The 25,975-nt window shown below is 67.1% G+C and carries 30 protein-coding genes; 8 read left to right on the forward strand and 22 right to left on the reverse strand.

Annotation, left to right across the window (positions count from 1 at the left end; all coding sequences use genetic code 11):
* Positions 1-75: 75 nt before the first annotated feature.
* Genes RDU24_RS07485 through RDU24_RS07500 form a run of 4 tightly spaced genes read left to right on the forward strand, consistent with a single transcriptional unit; the run spans position 76 to position 2,904 of the window.
* Positions 76-990, forward strand: a complete 915-nt coding sequence (locus tag RDU24_RS07485) for an SDR family oxidoreductase (RefSeq protein WP_308735133.1) — start codon at positions 76-78, stop codon at positions 988-990.
* 32 nt (positions 991-1,022) lie between these two features.
* Complete coding sequence (locus tag RDU24_RS07490) at positions 1,023-1,670, forward strand: Maf family protein (protein ID WP_308735134.1); 648 nt, start codon at positions 1,023-1,025, stop codon at positions 1,668-1,670.
* A 38-nt stretch (positions 1,671-1,708) separates the two neighbouring features.
* Complete coding sequence (locus tag RDU24_RS07495; protein ID WP_308735135.1) at positions 1,709-2,329, forward strand: class I SAM-dependent methyltransferase; 621 nt, start codon at positions 1,709-1,711, stop codon at positions 2,327-2,329.
* A gap of 41 nt (positions 2,330-2,370) precedes the next feature.
* A complete protein-coding gene (locus tag RDU24_RS07500) occupies positions 2,371-2,904 on the forward strand; it encodes a phosphatidylglycerophosphatase A family protein (protein WP_308735136.1) in 534 nt (177 codons plus the stop codon).
* A 77-nt stretch (positions 2,905-2,981) separates the two neighbouring features.
* Here RDU24_RS07500 and pal read toward each other — a convergent pair whose 3' ends face one another.
* From pal to RDU24_RS07570, 14 genes are all read right to left on the reverse strand, one after another.
* A complete protein-coding gene (gene pal, locus RDU24_RS07505) occupies positions 2,982-3,533 on the reverse strand; it encodes a peptidoglycan-associated lipoprotein Pal (protein ID WP_308735137.1) in 552 nt (183 codons plus the stop codon).
* Positions 3,534-3,668: 135 nt separating this feature from the next.
* Positions 3,669-4,973, reverse strand: a complete 1,305-nt coding sequence (locus RDU24_RS07510) for a protein tolB (protein WP_308735138.1) — start codon at positions 4,971-4,973, stop codon at positions 3,669-3,671.
* 20 nt (positions 4,974-4,993) lie between these two features.
* A complete protein-coding gene (tolA, locus tag RDU24_RS07515) occupies positions 4,994-5,914 on the reverse strand; it encodes a cell envelope integrity protein TolA (protein WP_308735139.1) in 921 nt (306 codons plus the stop codon).
* A 21-nt stretch (positions 5,915-5,935) separates the two neighbouring features.
* The gene (gene tolR / locus RDU24_RS07520; RefSeq protein WP_308735140.1) at positions 5,936-6,397 is read right to left on the reverse strand and encodes a protein TolR; all 462 of its coding nucleotides are present in this window, start codon (positions 6,395-6,397) and stop codon (positions 5,936-5,938) included.
* 9 nt (positions 6,398-6,406) lie between these two features.
* Complete coding sequence (locus RDU24_RS07525; RefSeq protein WP_308735141.1) at positions 6,407-7,102, reverse strand: MotA/TolQ/ExbB proton channel family protein; 696 nt, start codon at positions 7,100-7,102, stop codon at positions 6,407-6,409.
* A gap of 96 nt (positions 7,103-7,198) precedes the next feature.
* Positions 7,199-7,855 (reverse strand): histidinol phosphate phosphatase domain-containing protein, encoded by a 657-nt coding sequence (locus RDU24_RS07530; RefSeq protein WP_308735142.1) that lies wholly within the window; start codon positions 7,853-7,855, stop codon positions 7,199-7,201.
* A 7-nt stretch (positions 7,856-7,862) separates the two neighbouring features.
* Positions 7,863-8,369 carry a bifunctional nuclease family protein gene (locus tag RDU24_RS07535; RefSeq protein WP_308735143.1) on the reverse strand — a complete coding sequence of 169 codons (507 nt, stop codon included), beginning with the start codon at positions 8,367-8,369 and terminating at the stop codon, positions 7,863-7,865.
* On the reverse strand, positions 8,363-9,808 hold the full coding sequence (gene miaB / locus RDU24_RS07540; protein WP_308735144.1) for a tRNA (N6-isopentenyl adenosine(37)-C2)-methylthiotransferase MiaB: 1,446 nt from the start codon (positions 9,806-9,808) through the stop codon (positions 8,363-8,365). The genes RDU24_RS07535 and miaB overlap by 7 nt, the downstream gene beginning before the upstream one ends.
* An 81-nt stretch (positions 9,809-9,889) precedes the next feature.
* Complete coding sequence (locus RDU24_RS07545; RefSeq protein WP_374989747.1) at positions 9,890-10,552, reverse strand: methyltransferase family protein; 663 nt, start codon at positions 10,550-10,552, stop codon at positions 9,890-9,892.
* The gene (locus RDU24_RS07550; RefSeq protein WP_308735145.1) at positions 10,549-11,166 is read right to left on the reverse strand and encodes an adenylyl-sulfate kinase; all 618 of its coding nucleotides are present in this window, start codon (positions 11,164-11,166) and stop codon (positions 10,549-10,551) included. Before RDU24_RS07550 ends, RDU24_RS07545 begins: the two co-directional genes overlap by 4 nt.
* A 3-nt stretch (positions 11,167-11,169) precedes the next feature.
* The gene (locus tag RDU24_RS07555; protein ID WP_308735146.1) at positions 11,170-12,285 is read right to left on the reverse strand and encodes a phosphotransferase family protein; all 1,116 of its coding nucleotides are present in this window, start codon (positions 12,283-12,285) and stop codon (positions 11,170-11,172) included.
* A gap of 80 nt (positions 12,286-12,365) precedes the next feature.
* A complete protein-coding gene (locus tag RDU24_RS07560; protein ID WP_308735147.1) occupies positions 12,366-13,301 on the reverse strand; it encodes a carbohydrate kinase family protein in 936 nt (311 codons plus the stop codon).
* A gap of 65 nt (positions 13,302-13,366) precedes the next feature.
* Positions 13,367-13,732 carry a divalent-cation tolerance protein CutA gene (gene cutA, locus RDU24_RS07565; RefSeq protein ID WP_308735148.1) on the reverse strand — a complete coding sequence of 122 codons (366 nt, stop codon included), beginning with the start codon at positions 13,730-13,732 and terminating at the stop codon, positions 13,367-13,369.
* Between the two features lie 17 nt (positions 13,733-13,749).
* Positions 13,750-14,034 (reverse strand): hypothetical protein, encoded by a 285-nt coding sequence (locus RDU24_RS07570; RefSeq protein WP_308735149.1) that lies wholly within the window; start codon positions 14,032-14,034, stop codon positions 13,750-13,752.
* Between the two features lie 199 nt (positions 14,035-14,233).
* On the opposite strand from RDU24_RS07570, the gene nth reads away from it, so the two are divergent.
* Genes nth through RDU24_RS07585 form a run of 3 tightly spaced genes read left to right on the forward strand, consistent with a single transcriptional unit; the run spans position 14,234 to position 16,659 of the window.
* Complete coding sequence (gene nth / locus RDU24_RS07575) at positions 14,234-14,869, forward strand: endonuclease III (RefSeq protein WP_308735150.1); 636 nt, start codon at positions 14,234-14,236, stop codon at positions 14,867-14,869.
* Positions 14,870-16,021 (forward strand): tRNA guanosine(34) transglycosylase Tgt, encoded by a 1,152-nt coding sequence (gene tgt / locus RDU24_RS07580; protein WP_308735151.1) that lies wholly within the window; start codon positions 14,870-14,872, stop codon positions 16,019-16,021.
* Positions 16,018-16,659 (forward strand): YdcF family protein, encoded by a 642-nt coding sequence (locus RDU24_RS07585; protein WP_308735152.1) that lies wholly within the window; start codon positions 16,018-16,020, stop codon positions 16,657-16,659. Before tgt ends, RDU24_RS07585 begins: the two co-directional genes overlap by 4 nt.
* 17 nt (positions 16,660-16,676) lie before the next feature.
* Here RDU24_RS07585 and RDU24_RS07590 read toward each other — a convergent pair whose 3' ends face one another.
* Positions 16,677-17,147, reverse strand: a complete 471-nt coding sequence (locus RDU24_RS07590; protein WP_308735153.1) for a Fur family transcriptional regulator — start codon at positions 17,145-17,147, stop codon at positions 16,677-16,679.
* A gap of 154 nt (positions 17,148-17,301) precedes the next feature.
* On the opposite strand from RDU24_RS07590, the gene RDU24_RS07595 reads away from it, so the two are divergent.
* Complete coding sequence (locus tag RDU24_RS07595) at positions 17,302-17,472, forward strand: hypothetical protein (RefSeq protein ID WP_308735154.1); 171 nt, start codon at positions 17,302-17,304, stop codon at positions 17,470-17,472.
* On the opposite strand, the gene RDU24_RS07600 is transcribed toward RDU24_RS07595, so the two are convergent.
* From RDU24_RS07600 to RDU24_RS07630, 7 genes are all read right to left on the reverse strand, one after another.
* Complete coding sequence (locus tag RDU24_RS07600; protein WP_308735155.1) at positions 17,469-18,851, reverse strand: YhjD/YihY/BrkB family envelope integrity protein; 1,383 nt, start codon at positions 18,849-18,851, stop codon at positions 17,469-17,471. The two genes, RDU24_RS07595 and RDU24_RS07600, sit on opposite strands and share 4 nt — an antisense overlap.
* 29 nt (positions 18,852-18,880) lie before the next feature.
* Positions 18,881-22,060 (reverse strand): AsmA family protein, encoded by a 3,180-nt coding sequence (locus RDU24_RS07605; RefSeq protein ID WP_308735156.1) that lies wholly within the window; start codon positions 22,058-22,060, stop codon positions 18,881-18,883.
* Between the two features lie 146 nt (positions 22,061-22,206).
* On the reverse strand, positions 22,207-23,049 hold the full coding sequence (locus RDU24_RS07610; RefSeq protein ID WP_308735157.1) for an LpxI family protein: 843 nt from the start codon (positions 23,047-23,049) through the stop codon (positions 22,207-22,209).
* 33 nt (positions 23,050-23,082) lie between these two features.
* A complete protein-coding gene (lpxA, locus tag RDU24_RS07615; protein ID WP_308735158.1) occupies positions 23,083-23,892 on the reverse strand; it encodes an acyl-ACP--UDP-N-acetylglucosamine O-acyltransferase in 810 nt (269 codons plus the stop codon).
* On the reverse strand, positions 23,892-24,356 hold the full coding sequence (gene fabZ, locus RDU24_RS07620; RefSeq protein ID WP_308735159.1) for a 3-hydroxyacyl-ACP dehydratase FabZ: 465 nt from the start codon (positions 24,354-24,356) through the stop codon (positions 23,892-23,894). Before fabZ ends, lpxA begins: the two co-directional genes overlap by 1 nt.
* Positions 24,353-25,375 (reverse strand): UDP-3-O-(3-hydroxymyristoyl)glucosamine N-acyltransferase, encoded by a 1,023-nt coding sequence (gene lpxD / locus RDU24_RS07625; RefSeq protein WP_308735160.1) that lies wholly within the window; start codon positions 25,373-25,375, stop codon positions 24,353-24,355. Before lpxD ends, fabZ begins: the two co-directional genes overlap by 4 nt.
* Positions 25,376-25,389: 14 nt before the next feature.
* Positions 25,390-25,923 carry an OmpH family outer membrane protein gene (locus RDU24_RS07630; RefSeq protein WP_308735161.1) on the reverse strand — a complete coding sequence of 178 codons (534 nt, stop codon included), beginning with the start codon at positions 25,921-25,923 and terminating at the stop codon, positions 25,390-25,392.
* Positions 25,924-25,975: the final 52 nt, after the last annotated feature.

Here is a 25,975-nt window from a genome sequence, read left to right on the forward strand (position 1 = left end):
GGGCGGCGGAAGCGCCAAAACTCCGGCGTTCCCAAAAGGCGCGCTCCAGGCTATGCTCCGGGCCGGAGGTGAACCATGCGCATCCTGCTCACCGGGGCCAGCGGTTTTCTTGGCGGGATCTTCTGCCGAGAGCTTGCGGGAGAACATGAGATAACCGGCCTGTGCCAATCGCGAGAGGTCCGCCAGCCGGGAGTCTGCGCCAGGCAGCTCGACTTGACCGACGCCCGCGCCGTGGCCGAGCTGCTCCGGGCCGGGCGCTTCGACGCCGTCGTCCACGCCGCCGCCCTGTCCAATCCCAACCAGTGCCAGCAGCAGCCGGAGCTCTCGCGCCGGGTGAACGTGGAGGCCACCACGGTCCTGGCCGACCTTTGCGCGCAAGCGGGCCTGCCCCTGGCCTTCACCTCCACGGACCTCGTGTTCGACGGCCAGGGCAGCCTCTACGCCGAGGACGCGCCCCCCTCCCCGGTATCGCTCTACGGCGAGCACAAGGCGCTGGCCGAGCAGGCCGTGCTGGCGCGCCACCCCGAGGGCGGGCTGGTCTGCCGCCTGCCGCTCATGTTCGGCCGCTCCGAGCCCGGCGCAACGTGCTTCCTGGACGGCTTCCTGGCCTGCGCGAAACGCGGCGAGCCCCTGCGCCTGTTCGAGGACGAGTTCCGCTCGCCAGCCGACGCCGCCGACGTGGCCCGCGGTTTGGTGCTGATGCTTGAGCGCGGGGCCAGGGGCATCCTGCACCTGGGCGGGCCGGAGAGGCTCTCGCGCCTGGAGTTCGGACAAAAGCTCAAGGAGGCCCTGCGCGCGCCCGGCCCCGGTGCCCATGTCGCACCGGAGCTTACGCTTGTGCCCACGCGCCAGGCCGATGTGCCCATGGCCGCACCGCGCCCGCGCGACGTGTCGCTCTCAAGCGGCCGCGCCGTGTCCCTTGGCTTCGCCCCGGCCACCGTGGCCCAGGCCTTGCCGCGCGTGCTCAGGCAAGCGCCCACGGCGGATTGACTCGAACCGCAAATGGAGTCACAAGCCCCCGCATGACAAACGCATATCTTTCCGATGCGCCCCTGGGCGCCTACCGCACGCTTTCGGCCCTGGTGCTGGCCTCAAACTCTCCGCGCCGCCGCGACCTGCTGGGCTCGCTCGGCCTGGCGCTGGAAATCTGCCCGAGCAACGCACCCGAGCCGCCGCCCCTGCCCCTGGAGGAGCCTTGCGACTACGCCAAGCGCATGGCCCGCATGAAGACCCTGGACGTGGCCGTGCTGTACCCGGAGTGCGCCGTGCTCGGCGCGGACACCATCGTCGTGCTGCCCGCCAGCGAGGCGGCGCCCGCCCAGATTCTCGGCAAGCCCGCGGACGAGGCCGACGCCCTGCGCATGCTGACCCTGCTCTCGGGCCGGGCGCACCAGGTCGTCACCGGCTGCTGCCTCGCCCTGCCCGGGCAAGAGGAGCCCCTCTGCTTCGCGGAGGTGACCGAGGTCGCCATGCGCGCAAGCACCCGCGAGGAGCTCGCCGCCTACATCGCCACGGGCGAACCCGCGGACAAGGCCGGGGCGTACGCCATCCAGGGCCTGGGCGCGTTCCTGGTGGAGCGCGTCTGCGGCTCGTACACCAACGTGGTGGGCCTGCCTGTGGCCGAGTGCGCGCGGCATCTGCTTGACAAGGGCCTCATCGCGGCGAGATAGAATGCTCTGAGCGCGTTGCCCTTGCGCCAGGAGACACCATGACCGACGCTTTTGCCGACAAGGCCGCCGCCTGGGACGACAACCCTGTGCGCGTGGCCGTGGCCCGGGCTTTTTTCCATGCCGCCCTGCCCCTGGCCGGGGCCGCCGCCAGCGGAAACGTGCTGGACTTCGGCTGCGGCACCGGGCTGCTCGGCCTGCTGTTCGCGTGCGCCGCCCGCAGGGTGGACATGGTGGACACCTCGCCCGCCATGGCCCAGGTGCTGCGCGCCAAGATCGCCAGCCAGGGCCTGGGCAACGTGGCCGTGCACGTGGGCGAGCTGACGGATCTGGCCCTGCCCGAGGCCTCCTTCGACCTCGTGATCTCACTGAACGCCCTGCACCACATCGCCGACATCCCCCCGGTGCTGGCCCAGCTCGCCCGGCTGTGCGCGCCCGGCGCGCAGGTCCTCCTCGCCGACCTGATGGCCGAGGACGGCAGCTTCCACGGCGCGGAGACGGTCCAGCACAACGGCTTCGACCCCGACGCGCTGAAGCCTCTTTTGGAGTCGTGCGGCCTGCGCGTCCAGTCAACCCTCCAGCACCACACCATCCGCAAGCCCGACGCGGCTGGCGCCATCCGCGACTATCCGCAGTTCCTGCTGCATGCCTGCAAGCCCTGACCGCATGATCCTGACCGCCACAATCTGACAGGAGGCCCGCCATGACCGCCAAGGACACGCAATTTCTCGCCCCTGATGGGCTTGTCGACCGTGTGGCGCTCGCCATCGCCACCCTGGGGCCTGCAGGCCGGATGCCCGTCGCTCCTGGCACCTGGGGTTCGGCCCTGGCGCTGATCCTCGCGCCCTGGCTGTTCACCCCGCTGCCCCTGGCCTGGCGGCTGGGCGCGCTGGCGAGCATCCTCGTGGTGGGCGCGTGGGCGGCCTCCCGCGCGGAGGAAATCCTGGGCGAGACCGACCCCGGCTGCGTGGTGGTGGACGAACTCCTGGGCCAGTGGACGGCCTTCGCGCCGTTCCACCTGTTCGCGGGCTTCGGCTGGTCGTCCAGCTGGACGGCCCAGACGCCCTGGGAGCTTCTGATTCTCTTCGGGCTGTTCCGGCTCTTCGACATCCTCAAGCCCTGGCCCATCCGCGCCGTGGAACAGAGCGTGCCGGGCGGCCTGGGCATCATGCTCGACGACCTGGTGGCCGGGCTTTTCGCCGCCGCCGCCTTCATTCCCATTCGCCTGTTTCTTTAGCCGCCAGACTAAAGGACGCAAAAAAACCGCCGCAGCCCAAAAGGCCACGGCGGTCGTCTTGCCGCGTCGGGTGCCGACTAGTTCTGGATCTTGAACTCGTCGCGACGGTTCTTGGACCAGGCGGCTTCGCCCTTGCCCGGATCAAGCGGGCGCTCCTTGCCGTAGCTGACGATGGTCATGCGGCTGTCGGCGATGCCCAGCTGGTTCAGGAACTGCTGTGCGGCCTTGGCGCGGCGCTCGCCCAGGGCGAGGTTGTACTCGCTGGTGCCGCGCTCGTCGCAGTGACCTTCGATGACGATGTTGAACAGGGAATACTTCTTCAAGGTTTCGGCCTTGGAGGTGAGCACGTCGCGGCTCTCGGGGGTCAGCTCAAAGGAGTCGAAGGCGAAGAAGATCATGTTGCCGAGCTCGCGCTGGGCCTGCTCGCGCTGCTGGGCGCGGATCTCGTCCTCGGTCAGGCTGCGGGACTCAGGCGCGGCCGGCTTCTGCCAATCGGTGTCCTTGTCCGTGATTTCCACCTTGGTGGCCCCGGCGGGCATGGAGTCGGCGGTTTTCTTGGCGCAACCGGCGCCGAAAGACACCAGCATGACGGTCAGCAGCATAAGGCCGAAAATACGTTTGGCGTTCATCTGTTCCTCCTTTGTTTTCCTGCACTTGCGTGCTCGTCGTATTGTACGAAGTGTTGTTCCATTAACACAGTTTCCTGCTCAATTCTTATAGCTTCCCCCTATTTTTTGGGAAAATCAAGGGCAATGTTGTTCCACCTAATTCAAGGCCGTGGCCACGCCCCAGGCCGGGGCCATGGCGTCGCCGGGTCCGGTGGGGATGAGCCTGGCCGGATCGCCGTAGCGCGTGGTGACGTAGATCTTGGTGCCGCCCCCGCGGGAGGAGGCGAAGGACACGAAGTAGCCGTCCGGATCAAAGCTGGGGTCCTCGTCGCTGCCGGGGCCGAAGCTGATCTGCCGCTCCTGGTTCGCCACAAGGTCGCGGATGAAGATGCGGTGGCCATCGCCGGTCATCCGCGCGAAGACCACAAAGCGCCCGTCAGGGCTGAGCGAAGGCCGGGTGTTGTAGGTGCCGTCGTAGGTCACGCGGTCCACCGCGCCGGTGTCGCGGTTGAGCAGGAAGATCTGCGGGCCGCCCAGTCGGCCGGAACAGAACACCATCTTGCGGCCCGAGAGGTCGAACGAGGGCGAAACGCCGATGGCCCAGCTGGGCGCCAGCGCCTTGCCGGGGCGGAAGTCGGCGTCCAGCAGGTAGATGTCCGGGTGGCCGTTGAGCGACAGCGAGATGGCGATCTGGCCGTCCGGGGTGAAGGTGGGGCTGATGGCGATGTTGCCGGGGAACCTGCGCAGCCGCGACACGCGCGAGCCTCGGTCCCAGATGCCCAGGCGGTGGCCCAGGTCGGAGATGTTGGTGTAGGCCAGCTTGCCGCCGTCCTTGGACCAGGAGGGGCTGACGTTGAAGCCGCCGTCATGGGTGACCTGCTGCAGGCCGCGCCCGAGGGCCGAGGCCGTGAACAGCTCCTTGCCGCCGCCCACCTTCTTGGAGAAGGCCAGGGTGGAGTCGAAGAAGCCGCTCTTGCCGGTGAGCACGCGCATGAGCTGGGCGCAGAAGCGGTCCGCCACGTGCGCCACGCCGCTCTGGTCCACCTGGCTGTAGGCCTTGCCCACCAGCAGCTTGCGCGTGAAGGTCTCGTAGACCCGCGCCTCGATGTCCTGGCCCGCGCCGCTGATGGTCATGACCAAGTCGATGCGCGAGAGCTGCAGCGGCTTGAAGTCGATGTCCTCGGCCTTGACGCCCTTGCTCGGGTCGCCGCCCAGCACTTCGCTCAGGTAGGCAACGCGCAGGAACGGCAGGAAGCCGAGGTCGCCGTTGACGTACTCGCCGAAGTTGCGCGCCAGGTTGGTGGCGGGCTGGCCGCCTGCCCCGCGCGCGGGCAGAACCAGAATGTTCACGCGGCTCTGACCGGGGCCGAAAATGTCCACGGAAAGGGTCTCCGCGGCGCGGACGCTCTCGCCGGTGGCCAGCACCAGAAGCAGGGTCAGTATCCAGATTTTTGTTTTCATGGCTTTTTGCGGACCGGGAATTACTTCCGCAGCTCCTGCAGGTTGAAGGTTATGCGCAAGGTGTCCAGGCTCTTGGTGCGCGGCGGCGGCAGCTTCTCGGTCTCATGCACGGCGCGCAAGGCCGAGTCGTCGAAATCCGGCTTGCCCGAGGGCGTGGCCACGCGAGAGCCGGTGATCTTCCCCTGCTGGTCGATGTTGATCTCCACCACCACGGCCACGTTGGTCTCGGTGCCGAAGGCCGGGTAGCGCCAGTTCTTCTTGATGATCTGCTTCACTATGTCGCCGTAGACGCTCATGAGGCCGGAGCCGGTGCCCCCGGCGCCAGTGCCCTTGCCGCCGCCGGCGCCGCCGGGGCCGGTGCCGCCAGCGGTGAAGATGTTGCCGCCCTCCGACTTGCGCAGGGCCTCCAGCGCGCCGGAAACCTGACTCTTCTTGGCCTCCTTGGCCTTCTCCGCAGCGTTCTTGGCCGCGTCCTTGGACTTCTCCGCCACGTCCTGCTTCACGTCCTTGAGGGCCTCTTTCAGCAGCTCCTCGCGGGAAAGCTTCTTCTCCGCAGGCTGGGGCGGGGTCTCGACCTTCTTCTCTTCCTTCTTCTCCGGCTTCTTCTTTTCCTCAACCTTCTTCTCGCTGATGGCCTTGGAATCGTCGCGCACCAGCGGCTCGGGCTTCAGCTTCTCGGCCTGGGGCGGCGGTGGGATGGCCGCGGCGGAGGCGTCCTGCTGCTCGGTCGCGGCATCGGTGGGGGGCGCGCCTGCGGCCTCGCCCTTTTCCCCGGCGGCAGGGTCCTCGGAAGGATTGAGCGACACCAGATCAACGGTGTACATGGGCTTGTCCATGTCCACCTTCAGGCTGTTGCCCACGCCGAACACCGCGGCTGCGACAAGCAGCGCGTGCAGTGCCAGCGAAAGCAAGAATCCTGTGGTCTGCCGGGTGTCGTGCACCAGATATCTCCGCGCTCGGGCCTAGCTGGCCGGGGCTTTTGGACTGGCCTTGGCCGTGTCGCCAGGCTTCTGCTCATCCGCAGACTCGGCCACGATGCCCAGCTTCTCGATGCCCACGCTCTTGATCTCGCCCATGACCTTGACCACCACGCCGTAGGCCACGTCCTTGTCGGCGCGCAGGTACAACTGCTTGTTCTGCGACACCACCAGGTTCTGCAAATGGTTGCGCAGGTCCTCAAAGGGCACGTTGTACTCGTCGAGGTAGATCGCGCCGTCCTTCTTGATCGAGAGCACCAGGTGGTCGCTGCCCGCGGGCAGGGTGCGCACGCTTCTGGTCTTGGGCAGGTCCACGTCCACGCCCTGGGTCAGCATGGGCGCGGTGACCATGAAGATGATGAGGAGCACCAGCATCACGTCCACGAAGGGCGTGACGTTGATCTCGGCCATGTAGCCGCGCGGGCCTTTGCCCACAGCAGCGCCCATGCGTTCCTCCTAGCCCTTGGAGCTCGAGGCCCAGGAGACCTCGCGCTCAACGCGGTTCAGGAAGGCTCCGGCGTAGTTCACCAACTCCGTCTCCACCTCGCCGAGCAGGGCCAGCAGGTAGTTGTAGGCGATGGTGGCCGGGATGGCGACCACAAGGCCGATGGCCGTGGTGACCAGTGCCTCGGAGATGCCGGGGGCGACCGTGGCCAGCGCGGCGCTCTGCGACAGGCCGATGGAGTGGAACGCGTGCATGATGCCCCAGACCGTGCCGAACAGCCCGATGAAGGGCGCGGCGTTGGCGCAGGTGGCCAGGAACGAGAGCGAGCTCGACAGGCGCTTCATCTCCTCGTTGACGCCCTGGCGCAGCACGCGGCGCAGGGTGTCCTTCACCAGCATGCGCTTGCGCTCGCGCTCAATGTCCGCCTTCTCCAGCTTGCGGAACTCGCCCACGGCGAGCAGCCCCACCCGCGACAGGGCGGTGTCGCCGTCGCGGCTCACGGCCTGCAGCCCGCCGGAGAGATCCTCGGCGTCGTTGAACAGGGTGTAGCCCTTGGTCACCTGCCGCCGGGTGCGCTTGTACAGGATGATCTTGGTGAAGATGATGGACCAGCTCCCCACGGACATGAGCACCAGCAGCGCCAGCACCGCCTGCACTCCAAGGGTGGCCCCGAGCATCATGCCCAGTATGCCGGTTTCAGGAATCATGCGCGTCATCCTCCTCGTGCGGCGGCAACTGCCGTGCCTGCCCGCGTGTGCGCCTGTCGGCCTTCGGGCCGGGGCGCGGTCTGCAGCAAAAGTTCCTCAGCGCTTGCCGCGGCAGCGCTGCACGATTTCCCAGGCGTTGGCCTCGGTCTGTCGATATTCCTCAAGGGTCAGCCCAGCGCCGAAGGCCACCTTCTGGCGCATCTCCGCGCTGGCAAGATCGCCGGGGGCGTGGGCGTCGTTGTCGATGACGAGCTTTGCCCCGAAGCGCCTCGCCATGGCCGCCACGTGGCCGTTGGCGTAGCTGTGGCCGCGCCGGGTGGTGATCTCGAGCGCCACGCCGAACTCCGCCGCGAGCTTGACCTCCACCTCGGTGATGAGCCCCGGGTGGGCCAGCACGTCGACCCGCGCCTCGATGGCCGCGAGGTTGGTCCCCTGGATCACCGGCTCCACCACGGTCTCGCCGTGGCAGACCACGATCTGCGCCCCGGCGTCGCGCGCCATCTGCGCGAAGTCGGCCATGAGGGCAGGCGGCACGTGGGTCAGCTCCACCCCGGCCAGCACGTCCATGTCGAAGAAATGGGAGTACGGATCGGTGAGCTTGCGCACGCTCTCGATGATGAACTGGATGTTGCTCGCGTCGGCATGGTCGGTGATGGCCATGGCCTTGTAGCCCGCGACCTTGGCCCGACGGATGAGCTCGGCGGGGATGAGCTCGCCGTCGCTGTAGGTGGTGTGCATGTGCAGGTCGATCATTGCCGCCTCACATTTTGTACTTTGTCTCGTCGGTGGAGAGCTTTTCCAGCTCCTCGGTCCACTTCTCACGCTCCGGCCCGCCAAACTCGGCCTTGGCCCCGTCCAGCGTACGCGTTCCCGCCTCGGCCAGCACGCTCTCGGCCACGCGGATGGGCACTCCCGTGCGCACCGCCAGGGCGATGGCATCGGACGGGCGGCAGTCGATGCGCTTGAGCTCCATGGCCCCGGCAGGCCCGTGGGCCACCAGGATCTCGGCGTAGAAGGTGCCCTCGCGCAGGGCGACCACCTCCACGGCGGTAATCACGCCGCCCAGACCGCCCACCACGCGCACGAGCAGGTCGTGGGTCATGGGCCGGGGCGTCTCCACGGCGTTCAACACAAGCGAAATGGCCATGGCCTCCACCGGGCCGATCCAGATGGGCAGGGCCAGATCCCTGGCCTCGTCCTTCAGGATGAGCACCGGGGACTGGGCCTTCTCGTCCAGGGCCAGGCCGAAAATCTTCATCTCTACCATGGCGGGGCCACCTCCTCCCCCAGCAGGGAATGGTTCTTGGCCTCGACGATGCGCGCGCGCACCATGCGTCCGCAAAGAGCCAGGCCGGACGCCTCCGCGTCTCCCCCGGCCCCTGGCAGGCGCGGCCCGCTCATGCGAACGTTGACCACGCGCCCACCCGGATCGCGCCCGCGCCAGAATTGCGCGCCTTCGTCCTGGCGGCGGCTCGGAGCCTCCAGCAGAACGTCGGCCTCGCAGCCTTCCAACGCTTTTAGACTTTCTTTAGTAATGACATTTTGCAAAGACTGCAAGCGCAACAACCGCTCCTGGCCTATCTCGTCCGGCACCTTCGGGCTCATGCGCAGGCTGGCCACGCCGGGGCGATCGGAATAGCGGAAGGAGAAGCTCGACTCGAAGCGCACGCGCTCCATCATCTCAAGGGTTTGCGCAAAATCGTCCTCGGTTTCGCCGGGGAAGCCCACGATCAAGTCCGTGGTCAGGGCGATGTCAGGCCGGGCCTGGCGCAGGGCCTCGACGATGCCCAGATAGCGCGCGCGGTCGTACTTGCGGCCCATGCGCCTGAGCACCTCATCGCTACCCGCCTGGAGCGGCAGGTGCAGGGCCGGGCAGAGGTTCTCAAGCTCGCCGAAGGCGCGGATCACGGCGGGATCGATGTCCTTGGGGTGCGACGTGGTGAAGCGCAGCCGCAGGAGGCCGGGAAGGGCCGCCACCCGGCGCAGCAGCTCGGCAAAGCCCACGCCCGTACCGCCCGCGTCGAGGCCGTAGCTGTTGACGTTCTGGCCGAGCAGCGTGATCTCCCGCGCGCCTTGTTCCACCCTGATGCGGCATTCGGCCAGAACGGCCTCGGCGGAGCGCGATTTCTGGCGGCCGCGCGTGTAGGGCACGATGCAGTAGGCGCAAAAGTTGTCGCAGCCCTGCATGATGTTCACGAAAGCCTGGGCCGAATGGCCGTCAGGCACGGCCTCAGGCTCGCCCGCGTCGACGTCGAAGGCGGGCTCGGGGGTCTTGGTGGACAGGGTCAGCACGTCTTCGCGCTCGGGATAAGTCCCGAGGAAATCCAGCAGGGCGATGCGCGCTCTGGCGTCCTCGGCCAGCTGGTCCAGGGCGTCCGGCGCGCCGGCGATGCCATCGGACCCGAAGACCAGGCGCACGAAGGGAAAGCGCTCGAAGAACCCGCGGCCGATCTGCTGGGCCACGCAGCCGCCCACGGCCGCAGTGAGGCCGGGCTTGCCCCGACCAAACGCGGCCAGCCGCCCCAGCTCGCTGTAGACCTTCTGCTCGGGCTTGTCGCGCACGCTGCAGGTGTTGACCACGAACAGCCAGGCGTCCTCTTCCGGCACTTGCCGCCAGCCCCGGCTCACCAGGGCGCGGGCCAGCCAGTCGGAATCGCCGACGTTCATCTGGCAACCGAAAGTGACGATGTGGAAGGTCTTGTCCAAGGGTACTCCGTCGGGGCGATTTCCTGGCGGGTCAAACAGCCGCGCCCACGGGCGGGCCATTATGCCCCTTTGCGGTCCAGGTCAACGCCCCCCCTGCCCCCACAGGCGGCGCGGCACGAACATGGGCACGCGGCGGGCGTAGTCAGCCCACACCGGGCCGAGCTCGCGCGAGAGGCGGCGCTCCTCGAACAGGGAGCCGACGACCATGTACAGGCAGCCGAACAGCGCGAAGACGAAGCCGCCCAAGGTCAGGCTCGGCTGCATGGCCAGGAACAGGATGCCGCCCGCGTGCATGGGGTGGCGCACCAGATTGTAGGCCCCGGTGCTGGTGAAGTCCTTGCTCATGTCCGCCTCTTCCGGCGGGCGGCGGCGCAGCAGGCTCACCAGTTGCGTCACGCCGAGCATCTTGAGCCCGTGCATGGACATGCCCGCCCAGCCCAAAAGCGCCAGCCCGGCCAGCTGCAGCGCGTGCATGCCGTACCGGGGCAGCCCCTCCACGGCCCAGAGCAGCTGCGGCAGGTCCGGCTCCTTGGTCATCACCAGGTAGAACGTCCACAGGCTGATAGCGCTGTAGGCCGTGGGGTAGAAAACGTAGCGCGGGCCGAGAAGCAGCTCGAAGGCGGCCTTGACGCGCCGGGCGGCCATCAGGCTGTGCAACGCGCCCCAGCCCGTCCACAGGCCGAAGGCGTAGCCCGCGTTGGCGAGGACTTCCGGGGAGAACGCCTCCGGAGTCGGCATGCTCACGCCGCACCGCCGAAATACCCCGGCAGCCAGCCGTCGAGGAAGCGCAGCACCTGGGCCGCGTTCTCCGGCACGGGCTGCATGGCGTCGAGCACGCACTCGGCCTCGGGGTCCACCTCAAAGGGCACGTCCACGCCCACCACCTCGCCCAGGCCGGGCACTTCCTGGCCCGTGCGCCTGCGCATGAGCGCCTTCTGGTACATGCCGGGGGTCACGGCGTAGCCGCGCGGGTGGGCCTGGCCGCGGACGGCCTCGCGGCGCATGGCCTCGGGCAGGGGGCAGTTGACGTAGACCTCGGCGAAGCGCGGGATGAGCGCGCGGGCCTCCTGGCGCACGGACAGCCGGTGGCCGGTGGCGTCGAGGATGACGCCCATCCCCTGGGCGGCCAATTCCGCGGCCTCATGCGCGATAAGGCTGTAGGCGACCTTGCGCTCCTCCTCGGTATAGGCGGGCTTGGGGAAATAGCTCTTGCGACGCTCGTCCATGACGAGCAGGGCCACGTCGCGCCCCTGTCCCACCAGCTCCGTGTGCACGGCGCGAGCGATGGTGCTCTTGCCGCTGCCGGGCAGGCCGGTGAACCAGAGAGCCCAGCCGCTGTCCATGGTGCCTGGGGCCATCGCCTACTCCAAATACCTGTTGGGGTGCCGCCAGTCGAACACGTCGTCCTCCAGCACGCTGGTCAAGAAGCGCACCAGCGCCCGCCTCACGGGAAGCGGGTGGTCAGGATACCACTCCGGCGAAACGATGACCAGCCCCCGGAACACGAAGAACGGCGCCATGACCCGCAGCATCTCGGCATCGCCGGTGCGGTCCAGGTATTCCTCGAACAGGGCGTTCCAGAGGGCCAGGAAGGGGCCGTCCAGCGTGGCCCCGTCATGGCCGTTGTTTTGGCCGTGCAGCAGGCCGAAGAGCAGATAATTGGCCGCCAGGGTGGCCACGTCGCCCGCCGGCTCGCCCCACTCGCCCCGGCTGCGGTCGAGCACCGAGAAGCCCTTGCGCGCCTCCACCGGGCCGTCCACCAGGATGTTCCAGGGGTGGAAGTCGCCGTGGACCGCGGCCAGGCGGTGCGAAAAGCCGCGCAGCTTCCAGCGCCAGTCGATGAGGCGCTTTTCCAGGGCCATGAAGTCGGCCTCGGGCAGAAATTCGCAGGGGTGGGGGAAGGCCTCGTCGACGAGGCCCATGATGCACTCGCTGGCGCCCAGCAGGTTGCGGATGTGCCGGTAGTAGAGGTCCGGGTCGTCCTTGCGGGTGGCGTGGATCTCGGCCAGCCAGCCGGCGAAGGTCCGGGCCTGGGCAACGTCGCCGGGACGGAAGTCGCCGTGGCCGATGCGGTCCAGGTCGCGGAAGTAGTCGTAGCCCTCAAGCTTCTCGTTGAGGATGAAGAATTCCTGGGGGGTGAACACCGGAACCAGCCGGTTGCGGCCGTCCACGTAGCCCAGGCCCAGGGGCCGCACATGGCGCGGCAGCAGGGCGCTCGTCTCGTACTGGAACAGGAGGATGGCCGCGCGGTCCCAGTAGAACTGGTGGCCGTACTTGTCGCCGCGCATGACCGAGAGCACGCCCTCGCGCACCTCGCCCCCCACGCGGAAGCGCACCAGCAGCGGCTTGCCGTAGCCGAAACGCTTGATGCCCTGCTTGTCCAGGGTGCCGATGGCGCCGAGGTCAAGCAGCTCCGCCTCGTCGCCATAGGCCTGGCGCAGGTACTCCGCAACGCTCTCCGGCTTCAGGTCGATCATGGACCCTCCTTGAAGCTCAGGTTGAAAGCAGCGGGCGCGCACCGGCGCACCGGCCCATGGCGACGGCGGGCAGGTCGTCCCTAGAGGCTCCGTCCGAAATGGGTGCTCAGCTGCTCGTTGACCATGTCCAGGGTGAAGTAGTGCTCCTGGGTGCCCTTGCGCTCCACGCACCAGGCCGCGCAGATGGCGCCCAGAGCGGCGGCCTCGGCCAGGGTCTGGCCCAGGCACAGCCCTTTGAGCAGCCCGGCGCGGAAGGCGTCGCCCGCGCCCGTGGGATCCAGGGCCTTGGCCACCTTCACCGCGGGCACGCGGGTCTCCTTGTCGCCCTCGGCGATGATGCTGCCCTGCTCGCCCAGGGTGGTCACCAGCGCGCCGGTGCGCTGCAAGAGCTCGGCGCGGGATAGCCCGGTGGCCTTCATGACCATTTCGAGCTCGTAGTCGTTGGTGCACAGGGCGTACGACCCGGTGATGGCCTGGGCCATCTGTTCACCGGTCAGCGCCGTGATCTGCTGGCCGGGGTCGAAGATGTAGGGGATGCCCGCCTGCTTGAAGTACTCGGGCAGCTCCACCATGTCGGACACGTTGCCCGGGGAGATGATGGCCATGACCTTGCCGTCGTGCTTGGCCGGGAACTTGTAGCCGCAGCGCTCGCGCATGGCGCCGGGGTTGAAGCCGGTGATCTGGTTATCGGCCTGGTCGGTGGTGATGTAGGCTCCGGCGGTGAACTGGTCGTCCACCTTGCGGATGCCCTCCTGCGACAGCCCGAGGTCGTCCAGGCGCATGCCGTAAGGCCCGAAGTCCTTGCCCGCGCAGCCCAGGATGAGCGGCTTCTCGCCCAGGAGCGCGAGATTGTAGGCGATGTTTCCGGCGGTGCCGCCGAAGTATTCGGCCATGCCGTCCACCAGGAAGCAGACGTTCAGGATGTGGATCTTGTCCGGCAGGATGTGGTCCGCGAATTTGCCGGGAAAATTCATGATGCGGTCAAGGGCCAGGGAACCGGAAATGTAAAGCTGCATGAAAGCCTCCAGGTCGTGCGGGGAGCCCCGCCGGGTGTTCGAAAGAGTCGGCCGCGCGGGCCGGTTCAGCCGGTGGCGCCGGTGCCGTCAGGCTTGGCGGTCTCGGCGGCGATCCAGTCGAGAAATGCCGGGTGGCCGCCCTCGATGGGCAGCACCACCACGCACGGGCAGTCGTAGCTGTGGGCCTGCGCGATGGACCGGGTCAGCTCGTCGGCCAGGGCCTCGGTGGTCTTCAAGAGCAGCACCACCTCATCGGCCTGCTCCAGCTTGCCCTGCCACCAGTAAAGCGAGCGCATTCCGGGCAGGATGTTGGCGCAGGCGGCCAGCCGACGCTCCACGGCCAGCCGGGCCAGGGCCTCGGCCTCGGCCAGGCTCGGCGCGGTGACGTAGACCAGGCGGGCGGCCAGACTTGCGACCGGGCGGGCGGACATGGGGCCTGGCTCCTCGCCTACTGGCAGAGGGGCTTGGCCCCGGGCTTGGCCGTGCCGAGGTAGTCGGCCACGGTCTTGGCCTCGGCCTCGGTTAAGTTCGCGCCGTTTGAGACCATGCGCTGGACCGTCTGCTTCCAGACCTCGGGCGTGCGGTTGCCAAGCTTTTCGCAGATGCGGCCAGTGGAGTGACAGCCGGAGCAGCGTTCCGCCGTAAGCTTCGCAGCCCCGGCATCGGCAGAGACCAGGGAGGCAAGCAGCAGGCCAGTATACAGGCAGACGACGATAATCATCAATTTTTTCATGATGTTCCTTGTCCTCCAAAACACATTGCCGAAACGGTCGGAGCGCCCCGCATGCCGTTTTTCAACCACATATCCGGCCCGGTGGCAACGGAAATCCGCGCTCCGGCCTTGGCTTGCATCCAGGTTCGCCCTCGCTTGCATCCAGATTCGTCGGATGCTACCCCACGCCAGAACAAAGCGCGCACAGGAGCACCCGACCATGCCATCCGTCCGAGAGCGCAGCCAGGCCATCTTCGCCCGCCTGGCCGCCCGCTACCCCGACCCCAGGCCCGCCCTGGACTTTCGCGACGCCTGGGAGCTTCTCGTGGCGACAGTGCTGGCCGCCCAGTGCACCGACGCCCGCGTGAACCAGGTGACCCCGGTGCTCTTCGCCCGTTGGCCGATGATCGCCGACCTGGCGGCGGCCGACGTGGCGGAAATTGAGGACGTGGTGCACTCCACCGGCTTCTTCCGCAACAAGGCCAAGAACCTGAAGGCCGCGGCCCAGCGCGTCATGGAGGTCTACGGCGGGCAGGTGCCGCGAACCATGGCCGAGCTGGTCACCCTGCCCGGCGTGGCCCGCAAGACCGCCAACATCGTGCTCGGCAGCGCGTTTCACATCAACGAAGGCATCGCCGTGGACACCCACGTGACACGCCTCGCCTTCCGCCTCGGCCTGACAACAAGCAGGGACGCCGTCATCATCGAGCGCGACCTGATGCCGCTCTTCGACCAGGCCCAATGGGCCGACATCAACCACTACCTCGTGTACTTCGGCCGCGAGGTCTGCGACGCGCGCAAGCCCAAATGCGCCGACTGCTGCCTGGCCGAGCTCTGCCCACGCAAAGGACTCTAGATGACCCACAACGCATCCAATCTCGGCCAGTTCACCGTCCAGACCACGGACGGCGCCGCCCGGCGCGGAAGCCTGGCCACGGCCCACGGCGTCATCCAGACGCCCATCTTCATGCCCGTGGGCACGCAAGGCTCCGTCAAGAGCCTGTGTCCGCAGGACCTGGACGACGCGGGCGCGCAGATCATCCTGGGCAACACCTATCACCTGTACCTGCGCCCCGGCGACGACCTTCTGGCCCGGCGCGGCGGCCTGCACCGCTTCATGGGCTGGGACAAGCCCATATTGACCGACAGCGGCGGGTTCCAGGTGTTCAGCCTGAAGGAGATCCGCAAGATCTCCGAGGAAGGCGTAGAGTTCCGCTCGCACATCGACGGCAGCAAGCACTTCTTCTCGCCCGAGAAGGTCATGAGCATCCAGAACAACATCGGCTCGGACATCATGATGGTGCTGGACGAGTGCGTGGCCTACGGCGCGGACCACGGCTACACCGCCAAGTCGCTCGAACTGACCACGCGCTGGGCCAAGCGCTGCCGCGTGGCGCATCCCAGGCACAAGAACGGCCAGCTCCTGTTCGGCATCATCCAGGGCGGATTCTACAAGGACTTGCGGGAGACGAGCCTGGCCCAGCTGGCCGAGATCGACTTCGACGGCTTCGCCATCGGCGGCCTGAGCGTTGGCGAGAGCATCCCCGAGATGTACGACATGTTGCACCACATCACCCCGCTGATGCCCGCGGCCACGCCACGCTACCTCATGGGCGTGGGAACCCCGCTCGACATCCTGGAGGGCATCGCAGCCGGGGTGGACATGTTCGACTGCGTGCTGCCCACCAGGAACGCGCGCAACGGCACGCTCTACACCTCGCGCGGGAAGGTGAACATCCGCCGGGCCGAATACCGCGAGGACGACAGCCCGCTGGACCCGGACTGCGGCTGCTACACCTGCCGCACCTTCACCAAGGCCTACCTGCGCCACCTGTACGTGGCCCAGGAGCTTTTGAGCTACCGCCTGAACTCGCTGCACAACATCAGCTTCTTCCTCGACCTGACCCGCCGCGCGCGCGAGGCCATCGAACAGGGACGCTTCGCGGAGCTGAAGCGGCGCTACACAGATATCTTCCGGCCTGGAGCGGATGCGGAGACTGGCGCATGAAGCGGTACCTGGCGCTCTTCCTCCAGGCAGTCGGCGCGCTGACGCTGCTGGGCCTGATGATCGGCACGGCGCTGGTGCTGACGGCTGGCTGGTGGCTGCGCATGGACGACCAGCCCAGGAAGGCCGACGCCATCGTCATTCTCGCCGGAGACATTCACCGTGCCATTTACGCCGCGGACCTCTACCACCAGGGCATGGCGCCCGTGATCATGTTGGGACGCCCGTACCAGGGGGAGCGCGACGTGCTGTGCGACCTGGGCTTCTCCTGCAAAACCCAGATAGAAGCCATGGAGCAGGTGCTCCGCGCCAAGGGCGTGCCCCCAGGCGTGCTGCAGTTGTTCGGCAAGGACCACATGAGCACCGTGGAGGAGGGCGAGAGCCTCGCCCGGGAGCTGGGGCCAGAGCCCAAGACCCTCCTCGTCGTCACCTCGCCCTACCACTGCCGCCGGGCCAAGATGATCCTCTCGGGCATTCTGCGCCAGCACGAGCTCATCATGCCGCTCACGCCCTACGAGCGCTTCGACAAGATCTGGTGGAGGCACCAGGGCTCGGCCTCGGCGGTGGTGAGCGAGGTGGCGAAGTTCGTGTTCCATTACCTGGGCACGCCGTTCAGGGCGCACCCGGCGGCGGCGAACTAGGGCTCTCCGGCGGGATCTCAGGCCTTCTTCACGTCCGTGCGGCAATCAGGGCACAGGCCATACAGGTCCATCTTGTGCCGCGCCAGCGAGAAGCCGTAGCGCCCCGCCAGTTCCTCCTGCCTGCGTTCGATGACCGGGTCCACTATCTCGATGGTGCGGCCGCAGCCCTCGCAGATGAGGTGGTCGTGGTGCTCCACCCCGAAGTGCGGCTCGTAGCGGGTGATGCTGTCGGCGAAGCTCACGGCCTGGGCCAGGCCGCACTCGGCCAGAAGCTTCAGCGTGCGGTACACCGTGGCCTGACCGATGGCCGGGTCGCGGCGCTTGACCTTGGCGTAGAGTTCCTCAGAGGAGACGTGGCCCGGCTCGCCCAGGAAGATGTCGAGGATGAGCCTGCGCTGCGGGGTGATCTTGAGGCTGTTCGCCGCGAGATAGCCGGCGAAGACCTCGTGCGGGGTCTGCCTGGGCGTAGGATGTTGTGCGGCGCTCATTGAAGACTCATAGGGAATGCCCGCGCCCGCTGTCAATGCCGTGCGAAACGCTCTTTCTCCCGTCCAAAGGCCCGGAAGGCATTGACAGCCTACCCTCCCTGGGGTGTAGTGACTGCGAGTCACACAGGTTTAGAAACCGGAGGAACAGGCTGTCATGATCGAACTCTCTCTTTGGGTGCTGGGCGCGGTTGTCGCCCTGGGACTCGTGGCCTGCCGCCTTGCGCGCAAGCCGAAGAAGGAGCACGACCTGGAACTGCTGGACTTCGACTTCGACAAGATCAAGACCTACGAGAAAGACGGGCGCAAGTACCCGTTTTCCTACTAGGTTTCGCCCACCACCAGTATCTTCTCCACCAGCAACGTTTCCGCGTCCTTGCGCACGAACTCCGCCAGCGTCACGTTGGCTTGGCTCTCACGCATGGCCTGGGCAAAGGTCTTGAACAGCGCGTCCACACGGCCGTCGTCTGCCAGGAGCACGTCGCAGTCGTCCCCGTTGCCGCATTCCAGCACGGTCGCGGCCACATCCGCCAGCCGGATCAGCTCGGGCGACACGGCCAGGCCATACCCCCGGTTCTCCTCCTCGCCGATCTCCACCGTCATGCCCGCCTGGGTCAACATATCCAGCACCCCGCCCAGCACATCCTCGGGCAGGCGAAGGGCCTGCGCGGTTTCCGAAAGAGGCTGCGGCGCCTGGCCGGTCTGGAAGCGCGTGGCCAGGTGCGCCAGCGCCAGCACCGCCGTCTTCTGGCGCGAGAGCGGGCTCAGGCTCTCGGAGAGGCCGCGGCGCACGTAGGAGTGCACGCGCTGGACGGCGAAGGAGATCTCCGCGCCCAGGAGCACCAGCACCCAGCTGATGTACAGCCAGACCAGGAACAACGGGAGCTGGGCGAAGCTGCCGTAAATGGCGTTGTACTTGGTGAAGCCGATCTGCCAGTTGATGTAGGCCCACTGGGCTATCTGCCACATCGTGCCGGCGATGACGCCGCCCAGGGCGGCGGACTTGAGCCTGACCGGCGTGTTGGGGATGAAGGCGTAGGCAAAAGTGAAGCCCACCCAGACCAAGACCAGGGACACGCCCTTGAGCAGGAGCTTTTCCAGCCAGTCGTAGGCCGGGTTGGTAACGAAGGCGTGCACCACGCCGGTCTTCTGCATGGCCACGGAGAAGCTGGCGGCGATGAGCACCACCAGCGGACAGATGACGATGATGGAGAAGAAGTCCGTGAACTTGCGCCAATTGGTGCGGCCCCTCTTCACCGCCCAGATGGTGTTGAAGGCGCGCTCCACATTGCTCACCGTGGTGAACACGGTCAGCAGAAGCGCGCCCACGCCCATCCAGCCGAGGGTCTTGACGTTGGTGTTGCCGATGTACTGGAGGATCTTGTCCACGACCTCGGTTCGCCCGGCGGACACGCCCATGAGGAAGTCGCGGAAGAATTCGGCGTTCTGCAGGCCGAAACCCTTGGAGATGGAGAAGGCCACGGCCAGCAGCGGCACGATGGAAAGGATGGTGGTGAAGGTGAGCGCCGAGGCCCGGATGATGCAATGGTCGGCCAGAAATCCAGTCACCACCATGTACAGCACCCGAGAGGCCATGTAGGCCCGCCGCCGCCAGAGGTCCAGCCCGGCCAGCTCCTTGCTCCAGATTTCCTGCCGGAAATGGCGCGCCACGCGGCCCCTGACCTTCCCAACTTTCCCCTTGACCATGCTCCTCCCCTGCTCCTCTCGCGCGCTGCTTAGAACAGCAGATCCTTGAAGAATTTTATGGGCTTGAGAGGGATGCCCAGTATTTCCTTGAGCGTGTTGTTCAGCAGCATCCCGGCCCGGATGTTCATCTCCGGGTCCTTGAGCCGCCCGTAGACCTTGATGGGCACGTCCGGCACGCCGGGCATGTTGGCGTTCAGGTTCACGTTGATGGTGTCGTCGGCAATGGAGAAGCTGCCCCGGCCGGTGACGATGTTGTCCGGCCCCTCCAGGCGGAAATCCCTGTTCCGGAACACCCCGTTCGACACCGAGAACTTTGCCCCGGCCTGCCAGAACGGCGTGCCGACGCGGCGTTGCGCTCCAGCCTGGGGCGTGGCCCCGGGGGGCGCGGCGCGCCTCTGCTGCGTCGTGTCGGCATTGCCCGAAAGCGTGTAGGAGCCGTCGATGATCTTGAAGGCCGCTGCTCCCTCAAGCGTCTTGAGATACTCGGTGTCCGTGTCTCCGGCGCCCGTCAGGTCCAGGGTCAGGTCAGTGCGGCCCGTGACGTACTCCTTGCCCACCCAGCCCAACATGAAGCCCCCGGCCTGGAAGCCCTTGGCCGCCAGGACCACATGCAGCCGCATGTCCTGCTGCACGGCCTGGGCCGTGATCTCGCCGTTGAGCTCCCCGCCATAGAACTCCGCGGCGAGCGGCTTGACGGTCAAGGTGCCGCCCTGGGCCGCAACGGTCGCCTTGAGGCGGCGCGCCGTGAGACCATGGATTTTGAGGCTGCGGAAGGCGATCGTGCCGTCCAGGTTCAGGCTGCGCAGATCCTCCACCGGCAAAGGCTCCGGGGCCGGGCGCTGGTCGCTTTTGGCCGAGCCCCTGGCCACTGGCTCCGGAGCGGCCCGGTAGCGATCCAGGTCGAGCTGGTTGGCCTGCAGGACGAAGGACTGCCTCGGCGCGTCAAAGTCCGTCACGGAGTAGGTTCCGCGCACACCGGTGTCGTCCACCTGGGCATTGAGGTTGGTCAGGTACACGCCCTTGGCGGTCAAGACGATGTCGGCCTCGCCGGTGACGCGGGTCATCACCTTGCGGTCGGACGGCTTGAGCGGCTTCATGTCCAGGGCCGAGACCACGCGCCTGGGGTCGCCGTCCAGGCAGCGCACGTGGCCGCTCAGGCTGTAGCCGGAGCCGAGTATCTGCGTGCCGGAGAGGCTGCCCGCCAGGTTCAGGCCGCACGATTGGGCGGTGGCGCTGGTGAGAGTCAGGGTCTGGGTGGAGAAATCCGCGCCGCCCTTGCCCGCAAAGCTGGCCTCATTCTCGCGCCTGGGCAGGAACCAGCCCTTGAGGCGCCCGGACAGGCTCAGGCCGGACAGGGCCACGCCACCCTTCTGGCCGGGCCGAGCCAGGGCCGAGAATCTGCCGTCCAGGTTCAGCACGGGCTTTGTGCCCGTCATGGCAAGGGAGCCATCCGCTTGGAGCGCCCAGTCCGCGTTCCCCGCCAAGGCCGGGCTGAACCGGGCCTGGGCGGAGAGCGACGAATAGGCCATGCTCTTGCCCTTGCCCGCTGCCTTGCCCGCGCCAGCGGCCTTGCCAAAGTCCAGGCTGCCCGGCCCGATGCTCAGGAAGGCCTCGCCGGTGGCCCGGCGAAGCAACTGCGACACTTTCTCCTTGGGCGAGGCCAGGGCCTTGCGCACCTCGGCCCGAACGCGCGCCTCAGTCCGGCCGGACAGGCCGCCCTCCGCTTTTCCGAGCCAGGGCACATGGCGCGCGTCGACGCCTTCCAGCCGCAGCCCGCCATTCACACCCAGCGTTGGGGCCTGCGGGGTTCCGGCAAAGACCGCCGCCAGCTCCCCGGCGAACAGGCCGCCCTGGGCCTTGGCCGGCCTGAGGTCCGCCCGGTGGTTGCCCTCCGAGGCGGCCCACGAGAGCTCCGCCTCCTGGGCGGTGACGCCTGCGAGCTTGAGCGTCTCAACCTTGACGAGCCCCTTGCCGGTCACGCCGCGCAGGTAGTCCAGTGGCAGGTCTTCGACCAACAAAGGCTTGCCCGTGGCGTTGGTGCTAAACGCCGCGGCGTAGGCGTCGGCATCCAGGCGGTCCGCGGCGAAATCAAAGTCCAGCCCGGGCTTGTCGCCGAAGCCGAGGCGCAGCTTTCCCTTGATGCGCGACGCGTCGAGCTTGAACCCTTCGCTCTGGAACCGCATCTCGTCCTCGTTGGCGAAGAGCTCCACCGGGCCTTCGGCGCTTGAAAGCACGCCCTGGTGCTCCGGCGGGATGGTGTTCGGGAAATAGGCGTTGATGACCGCGCGCGGGCTCACGCGGGATGCCACCACCCGCCCGCGCATCTCGAAACGGTCCAGAAAGTCCACAAAGGTCAGCTCGCCCGCAAGATCCGCGCCCAAAATTTTGATGCGCAGGTTCGACAGGTGCAGGTCCTTCTCGTCGTTCTCCAGGGTCACACCGGTGGCGACCTCGGCCCAGCGTTCCTTCTCCGGCATGAAGGTGCCGCCGACGGTCCCCTGGGCCACGGTCTCGCTCAGGTGGAGGCGGCTCTGCGCTTCATCCCAGTGCACCTTGCCCGTCACGTCCAGGCGGCTGTCCAGGCCGGGACGGGGCCAATGGAAGGAGCAGCTCAAGGCGAAGGCCAGGGGCTTGCCGCTCTCGATGCGCCCGGTGCTCAGGCTCAGATCGGAAACCACGTAGGACTGGTTGCGCTTGTCATCGACCAGGGTGGCCTTGCCGCCCTTGATGCGCACGCCCCTGATGACCACCTTGCGGAACTTGGTGTCCTGCGCGCCCAGGGCCGTCTCGCCCTCGCGGATGCGCTTGACCAGCGCCTCCCAACTGCCTGTCCCCGCAGGGTCGATGCGCAGAGACACCTCGGCGTCCATGAACTCCACCATGTCGAGCGACAGGCGGCGGCGAAGCAACGGGATGACCCTGATGTGCGCCGAGAGCGAGTTGGCCTTGAGCATGGGTTCCGGGCCGAAGCCCGGCGCGTTGCCCAGGGTGATGCCGTTCGCGTAGATTCCCAGCCAGGGGAACACGCTGACCCCGAGTTCGCCCTCAAGACTCACGGTCTGGCCCGTGGCGTCCTGCAGGAGCCGGGCGAATTCCGCGCGGAACTCCGGGGTGCTCATGTAGCGCGAGACGTACAGCACCGCGCCTCCGAGGAGGAGCACGAACGCGGTCAGTCCGCACAGGAGGAGGAGCAGCAGTTTCCGGCGCATTGGGTCAGCTCGCCTTGTGCCTCGAGAGACGTTTGACATTGCGGCGCCAGACGGCTGCCCGCGACTTGTGCTATAGCTGTTTCACGCCGCCCCGGCAAGGTCGACCGCCGCTGGGATGCGGTTCTGGCGCAGGGAGCAGCCGGGGGTCAGGAGGAAGGGGCGGCGTTGCCGAGCCCCTCAAGCCCGACAAGGGCGATCCCCGCCTTGTCTGCGAAGGCCACAGTGGACTCCAGATCGAAGAACAGGCTTCTGCCGGCCTCAACGCCCAGGCAGGTGGCCCCGGCCTTGGCCATGAGGCGCACCGTGTCCAGGCCGACGCTCGGCAGGTCTGCGCGCTCCTCCTGGCCGGGCTTCACCACCTTGACCACGACGCAGCCCGCTCCGGCAAGCTCGCACCCGCGCTTGATGGCGGCGTCGGTGCCTTCCAGCGCCTCCACGGCTGCCACGATGCCCTCGCGCAGGACTACGCACTGGCCGATGTCCAGGCGCCCGAGTTCGCGGGCCATGGCGGCCCCGGCGCGCAGGTCGGACCATTCGCGCTCGTCCGGGGCGCGGCGGCCCAGCACGCCCGGCGGGGTCATGAGGCCCGGCGCATAGGCCTGGGGCGGCACAACGGTGATGCTTTCCGATTCGAGCAGGGTCGTGAAGGCGCGCAGGATGGCGTCGTCGCCCTTGCCCTTGAGGGAGAAGATGAGCTTCACGGCGCGGGCGTCGAGGTGCCGGATGTCCATGACCCCCGGCTTGTTGATGGACCCGGCCATCATGGCCTCTTCCACCTTGTTTTCCTTGAAGAAGTCGAGCAGCTTGGCCAGCTGTCCCAGCTTGAGCTCGCAGGACACGTCGGCCAGGGGGTAGACTTCGGGGTTGGTGTGCCCCTTGAAGCCCACCACCACAAGGCGATGCCCGGCGTCCTTGACGCCGCGCGCCACCAGCACCGGGAACTGGCGTCCCCCGCTGATGAGTCCGACGACCTTGGCGGTTTGGTTCATGGATTCCCCCGCGAGGCTGCGGCCCGGGTCGGGCTAGTCGTCGCCGCCCGTGCCTCTGCCCGCATCGCTGGTGATGCCGCGCACCGTTCCGCGCACGAACTCCACCAGCCGCTCGACCTCGGGAACGTTCGGCAGTTCCTCCAGAGCCTTGGCCAGCGCCTCGTCGCGCATGAGCCCGGAGCGGAAGATGATGCGGTAGGCCTTCTTGATGGCGCCGATGGTGGCGCTGGAGAAGCCCTTGCGCTTGAGCCCGATGAGGTTCGGGCCGTAGAGCTTGGCCCGGGTGCCCTGGGCCAGCATGTAGGGCGGAACGTCGTTGCTGTAGCCGGAAAGCCCGCCCAGGAAGGCGTACTCGCCAATGCGCGCGAACTGCTGCACGGCGGCCATGCCCGAGACGATGGTGTGGTCGCCGATGTCCACGTGCCCGGCCATGCTCACCGCGTTGGCCACGATGACGTGGTCGCCGATGCGGCAGTCGTGGGCCACGTGCGCATACGCCATGAACAGGCAATGCGAGCCGATGGTGGTCTCGCTGTGGCCCTGGGGCGTGCCCCGGTGCACGGTGACGTACTCGCGAAAATGGTTGTCCGAGCCGATGCGAACCCAGGTCTCCTCGCCCTTGAAGCCCAGGTGCTGGGGGGCGTCGCCGATGCAGGCGTAAGAGTGGACGTGGTTGCGCGGCCCCATGCTGGTGAAGTTCTTCACCTGGGAGAAGGCGTCAAGCGTCGAGCCATCGCCGATCAGGACGTTCTCCTCGATGACGCAGTATGGTCCGACGGTGACGTCTTCGCCGAGCTTGGCGCCCGGATGCACCACCGCAGTGGCATGGATCTGTGTGGGCACTACATCTTCCCCTTGTCCACGACGGCGGCGGTGAAGATGCCCTCGGCCACGAGGTCTCCGTCCACGGTGGCACGGCCCTGCATTTTCCAGATGTTCAGCTTGCGCTTGATGACGCTGGCTTCCATGTTCAGGCGGTCGCCGGGGACCACGGGACGGCGGATCTTGACTCCGTCGATGCCGGTGAAGAGGAAGAGTTTGTCCGAGGAGTCGATGCCGAGTGTCTTGACCACGAAGATGCCGCCGGTCTGCGCCAGGGCTTCAAGGATGAGCACGCCGGGCATGATGGGCTGGCCGGGGAAATGCCCCTGGAAGAAATTCTCGTTGAAGGTCACGTTCTTGTACGCCGTGATGCCCACCCCGGACTCGAAGGAGACCACGCGGTCCACCAGCAGAAAAGGATAGCGGTGCGGCAGCATCTGCATGATGCTGCGGATGTCGTCGACAAAAGCCGGGGCGTTGCTCATGCTTGATTCTCCTTGTCGTCTATCCCTGTGGCCTTCTCCAGCCGCCGCACGCGGCGCATGAGCTCCGGCAGCTTCGGCAAACTCTTGGAGACCTTCAGGTAGGTCATGATGTCCATGCTGGGCGAACCGCCGGCGATGTAGCCGGGCGGGAGGTCCTCGCCAACGCCGCTTTGGGCCGAAACCTGAACGCCGTCGCCCAGGCTGATGTTGTCGCGCAGTCCCACCTGGCCGGCCAGCACCACGCCGTTGCCCAGCTTGGTGCTGCCCGCGATGCCCACCTGCGAGATGATGAGGCAGTGCTTGCCTATCTGCACGTTGTGGGCGATCTGCGCCAGGTTGTCGACCTTGGTGCCGTCGCCAATGCGTGTGGCGTCCAGGGCGGCGCGGTCGATGGCCGTGTTGGCCCCGATTTCCACGTCGCTGCCGACCTCGACGATGCCCACCTGCGGGACCTTAACGTGTCCGGCGGGGCTTTGGGCGTAACCATAGCCGTCGCTGCCGAGCACGGTCCCGGGATGGATGATCACGCGGTCGCCGAGAACGGTTCCGGCCATGAGCACGCTGTTGGGATACAGGGTGCAGGCCTGGCCGAGCACGCAGTCCTCGCCGACGTAGACGCCGGGGAACAGGGTCGTGCCCGCGCCGATCGACGCACGGGCGCCGATGAAGGCGAAGGGGTACACGGTGACATCGGAGGCGAGGACGGCCTCGGGGTGGACGAAGGCCTGGGGGCTCACGCCCGTCAGGCAGCCCTGTGGCCTGGCGAAGAGAGCCACCACCCGCGCCCAGTCGAGCTTCGGGTTCTGGCTCAGCAGGCAGGGGCGGTCCTGCGTCGCGAACTTCTCCTCGCACAAAACAGCGCCAGCCCGACTTTGCGCGAGCTCCGGAAGGTGCTTCTTGGTCAGCAGCGGAGCAAGCTCTGTCGGGCCGGCCAGGGCCAGCGTATTGACTGCGGCGATTTCAAGATCGTGGCCGGAGAAGGTCAAACCGACCTTTCCGGCCACTTCGGACAAACGCATTGCAGGGCTCCGTCTTACTTCTTGGGACGCTTCGCCCAACCCTTGTTCAGCTCAAGGGTCACGATCTTGGTGATGTCGCTGGCGGGCTCCACATAGTAGGTGATGCCCGGCACCTTGGCGATGAGCAGGGTCACGCCGTTCTTGGCGCAATAGTCGCGCACCACTTCACCCAGCACCTGCTCGATCTCGGCGAGCTTGCTGCTCTGCTCACGGTTGGCGGCGTTCTGGAAGCGGCGCATGTTTTCAGTCAGCTCGAATTCCTTGCGGCGAAGCTCGCGCTCCTTGTCCTGGCGGGCATCCGGAGCCAGGCCGAAGGCCTGCTTCTGGAAGTTCTCCTGAAGCTTGATGAACTCCTTGCGCTCACGCTCGATCTTGTCGCTCTCTGGCTTCAACTTGGCTTCAAGCTGCTTGATGGCCTCAGCGCCGGGCTCGGAATTCTTCACGGCCTCGTTGGGGTCAAACGCGGCGATCTTGACCGCTCCGCCGGCGGCAAAAGCCACGGACTGAAGCAGGAAAAGGAACAGGGCGAGGGCCAGAAACTTACGCATGTCAAATTCTCCTTTCACCGATTGTTGATACAAACTTTACAGCTTGGCTGCC

Source organism: Humidesulfovibrio sp. (assembly GCF_031082295.1).
Taxonomy (GTDB): domain Bacteria; phylum Desulfobacterota; class Desulfovibrionia; order Desulfovibrionales; family Desulfovibrionaceae; genus Humidesulfovibrio.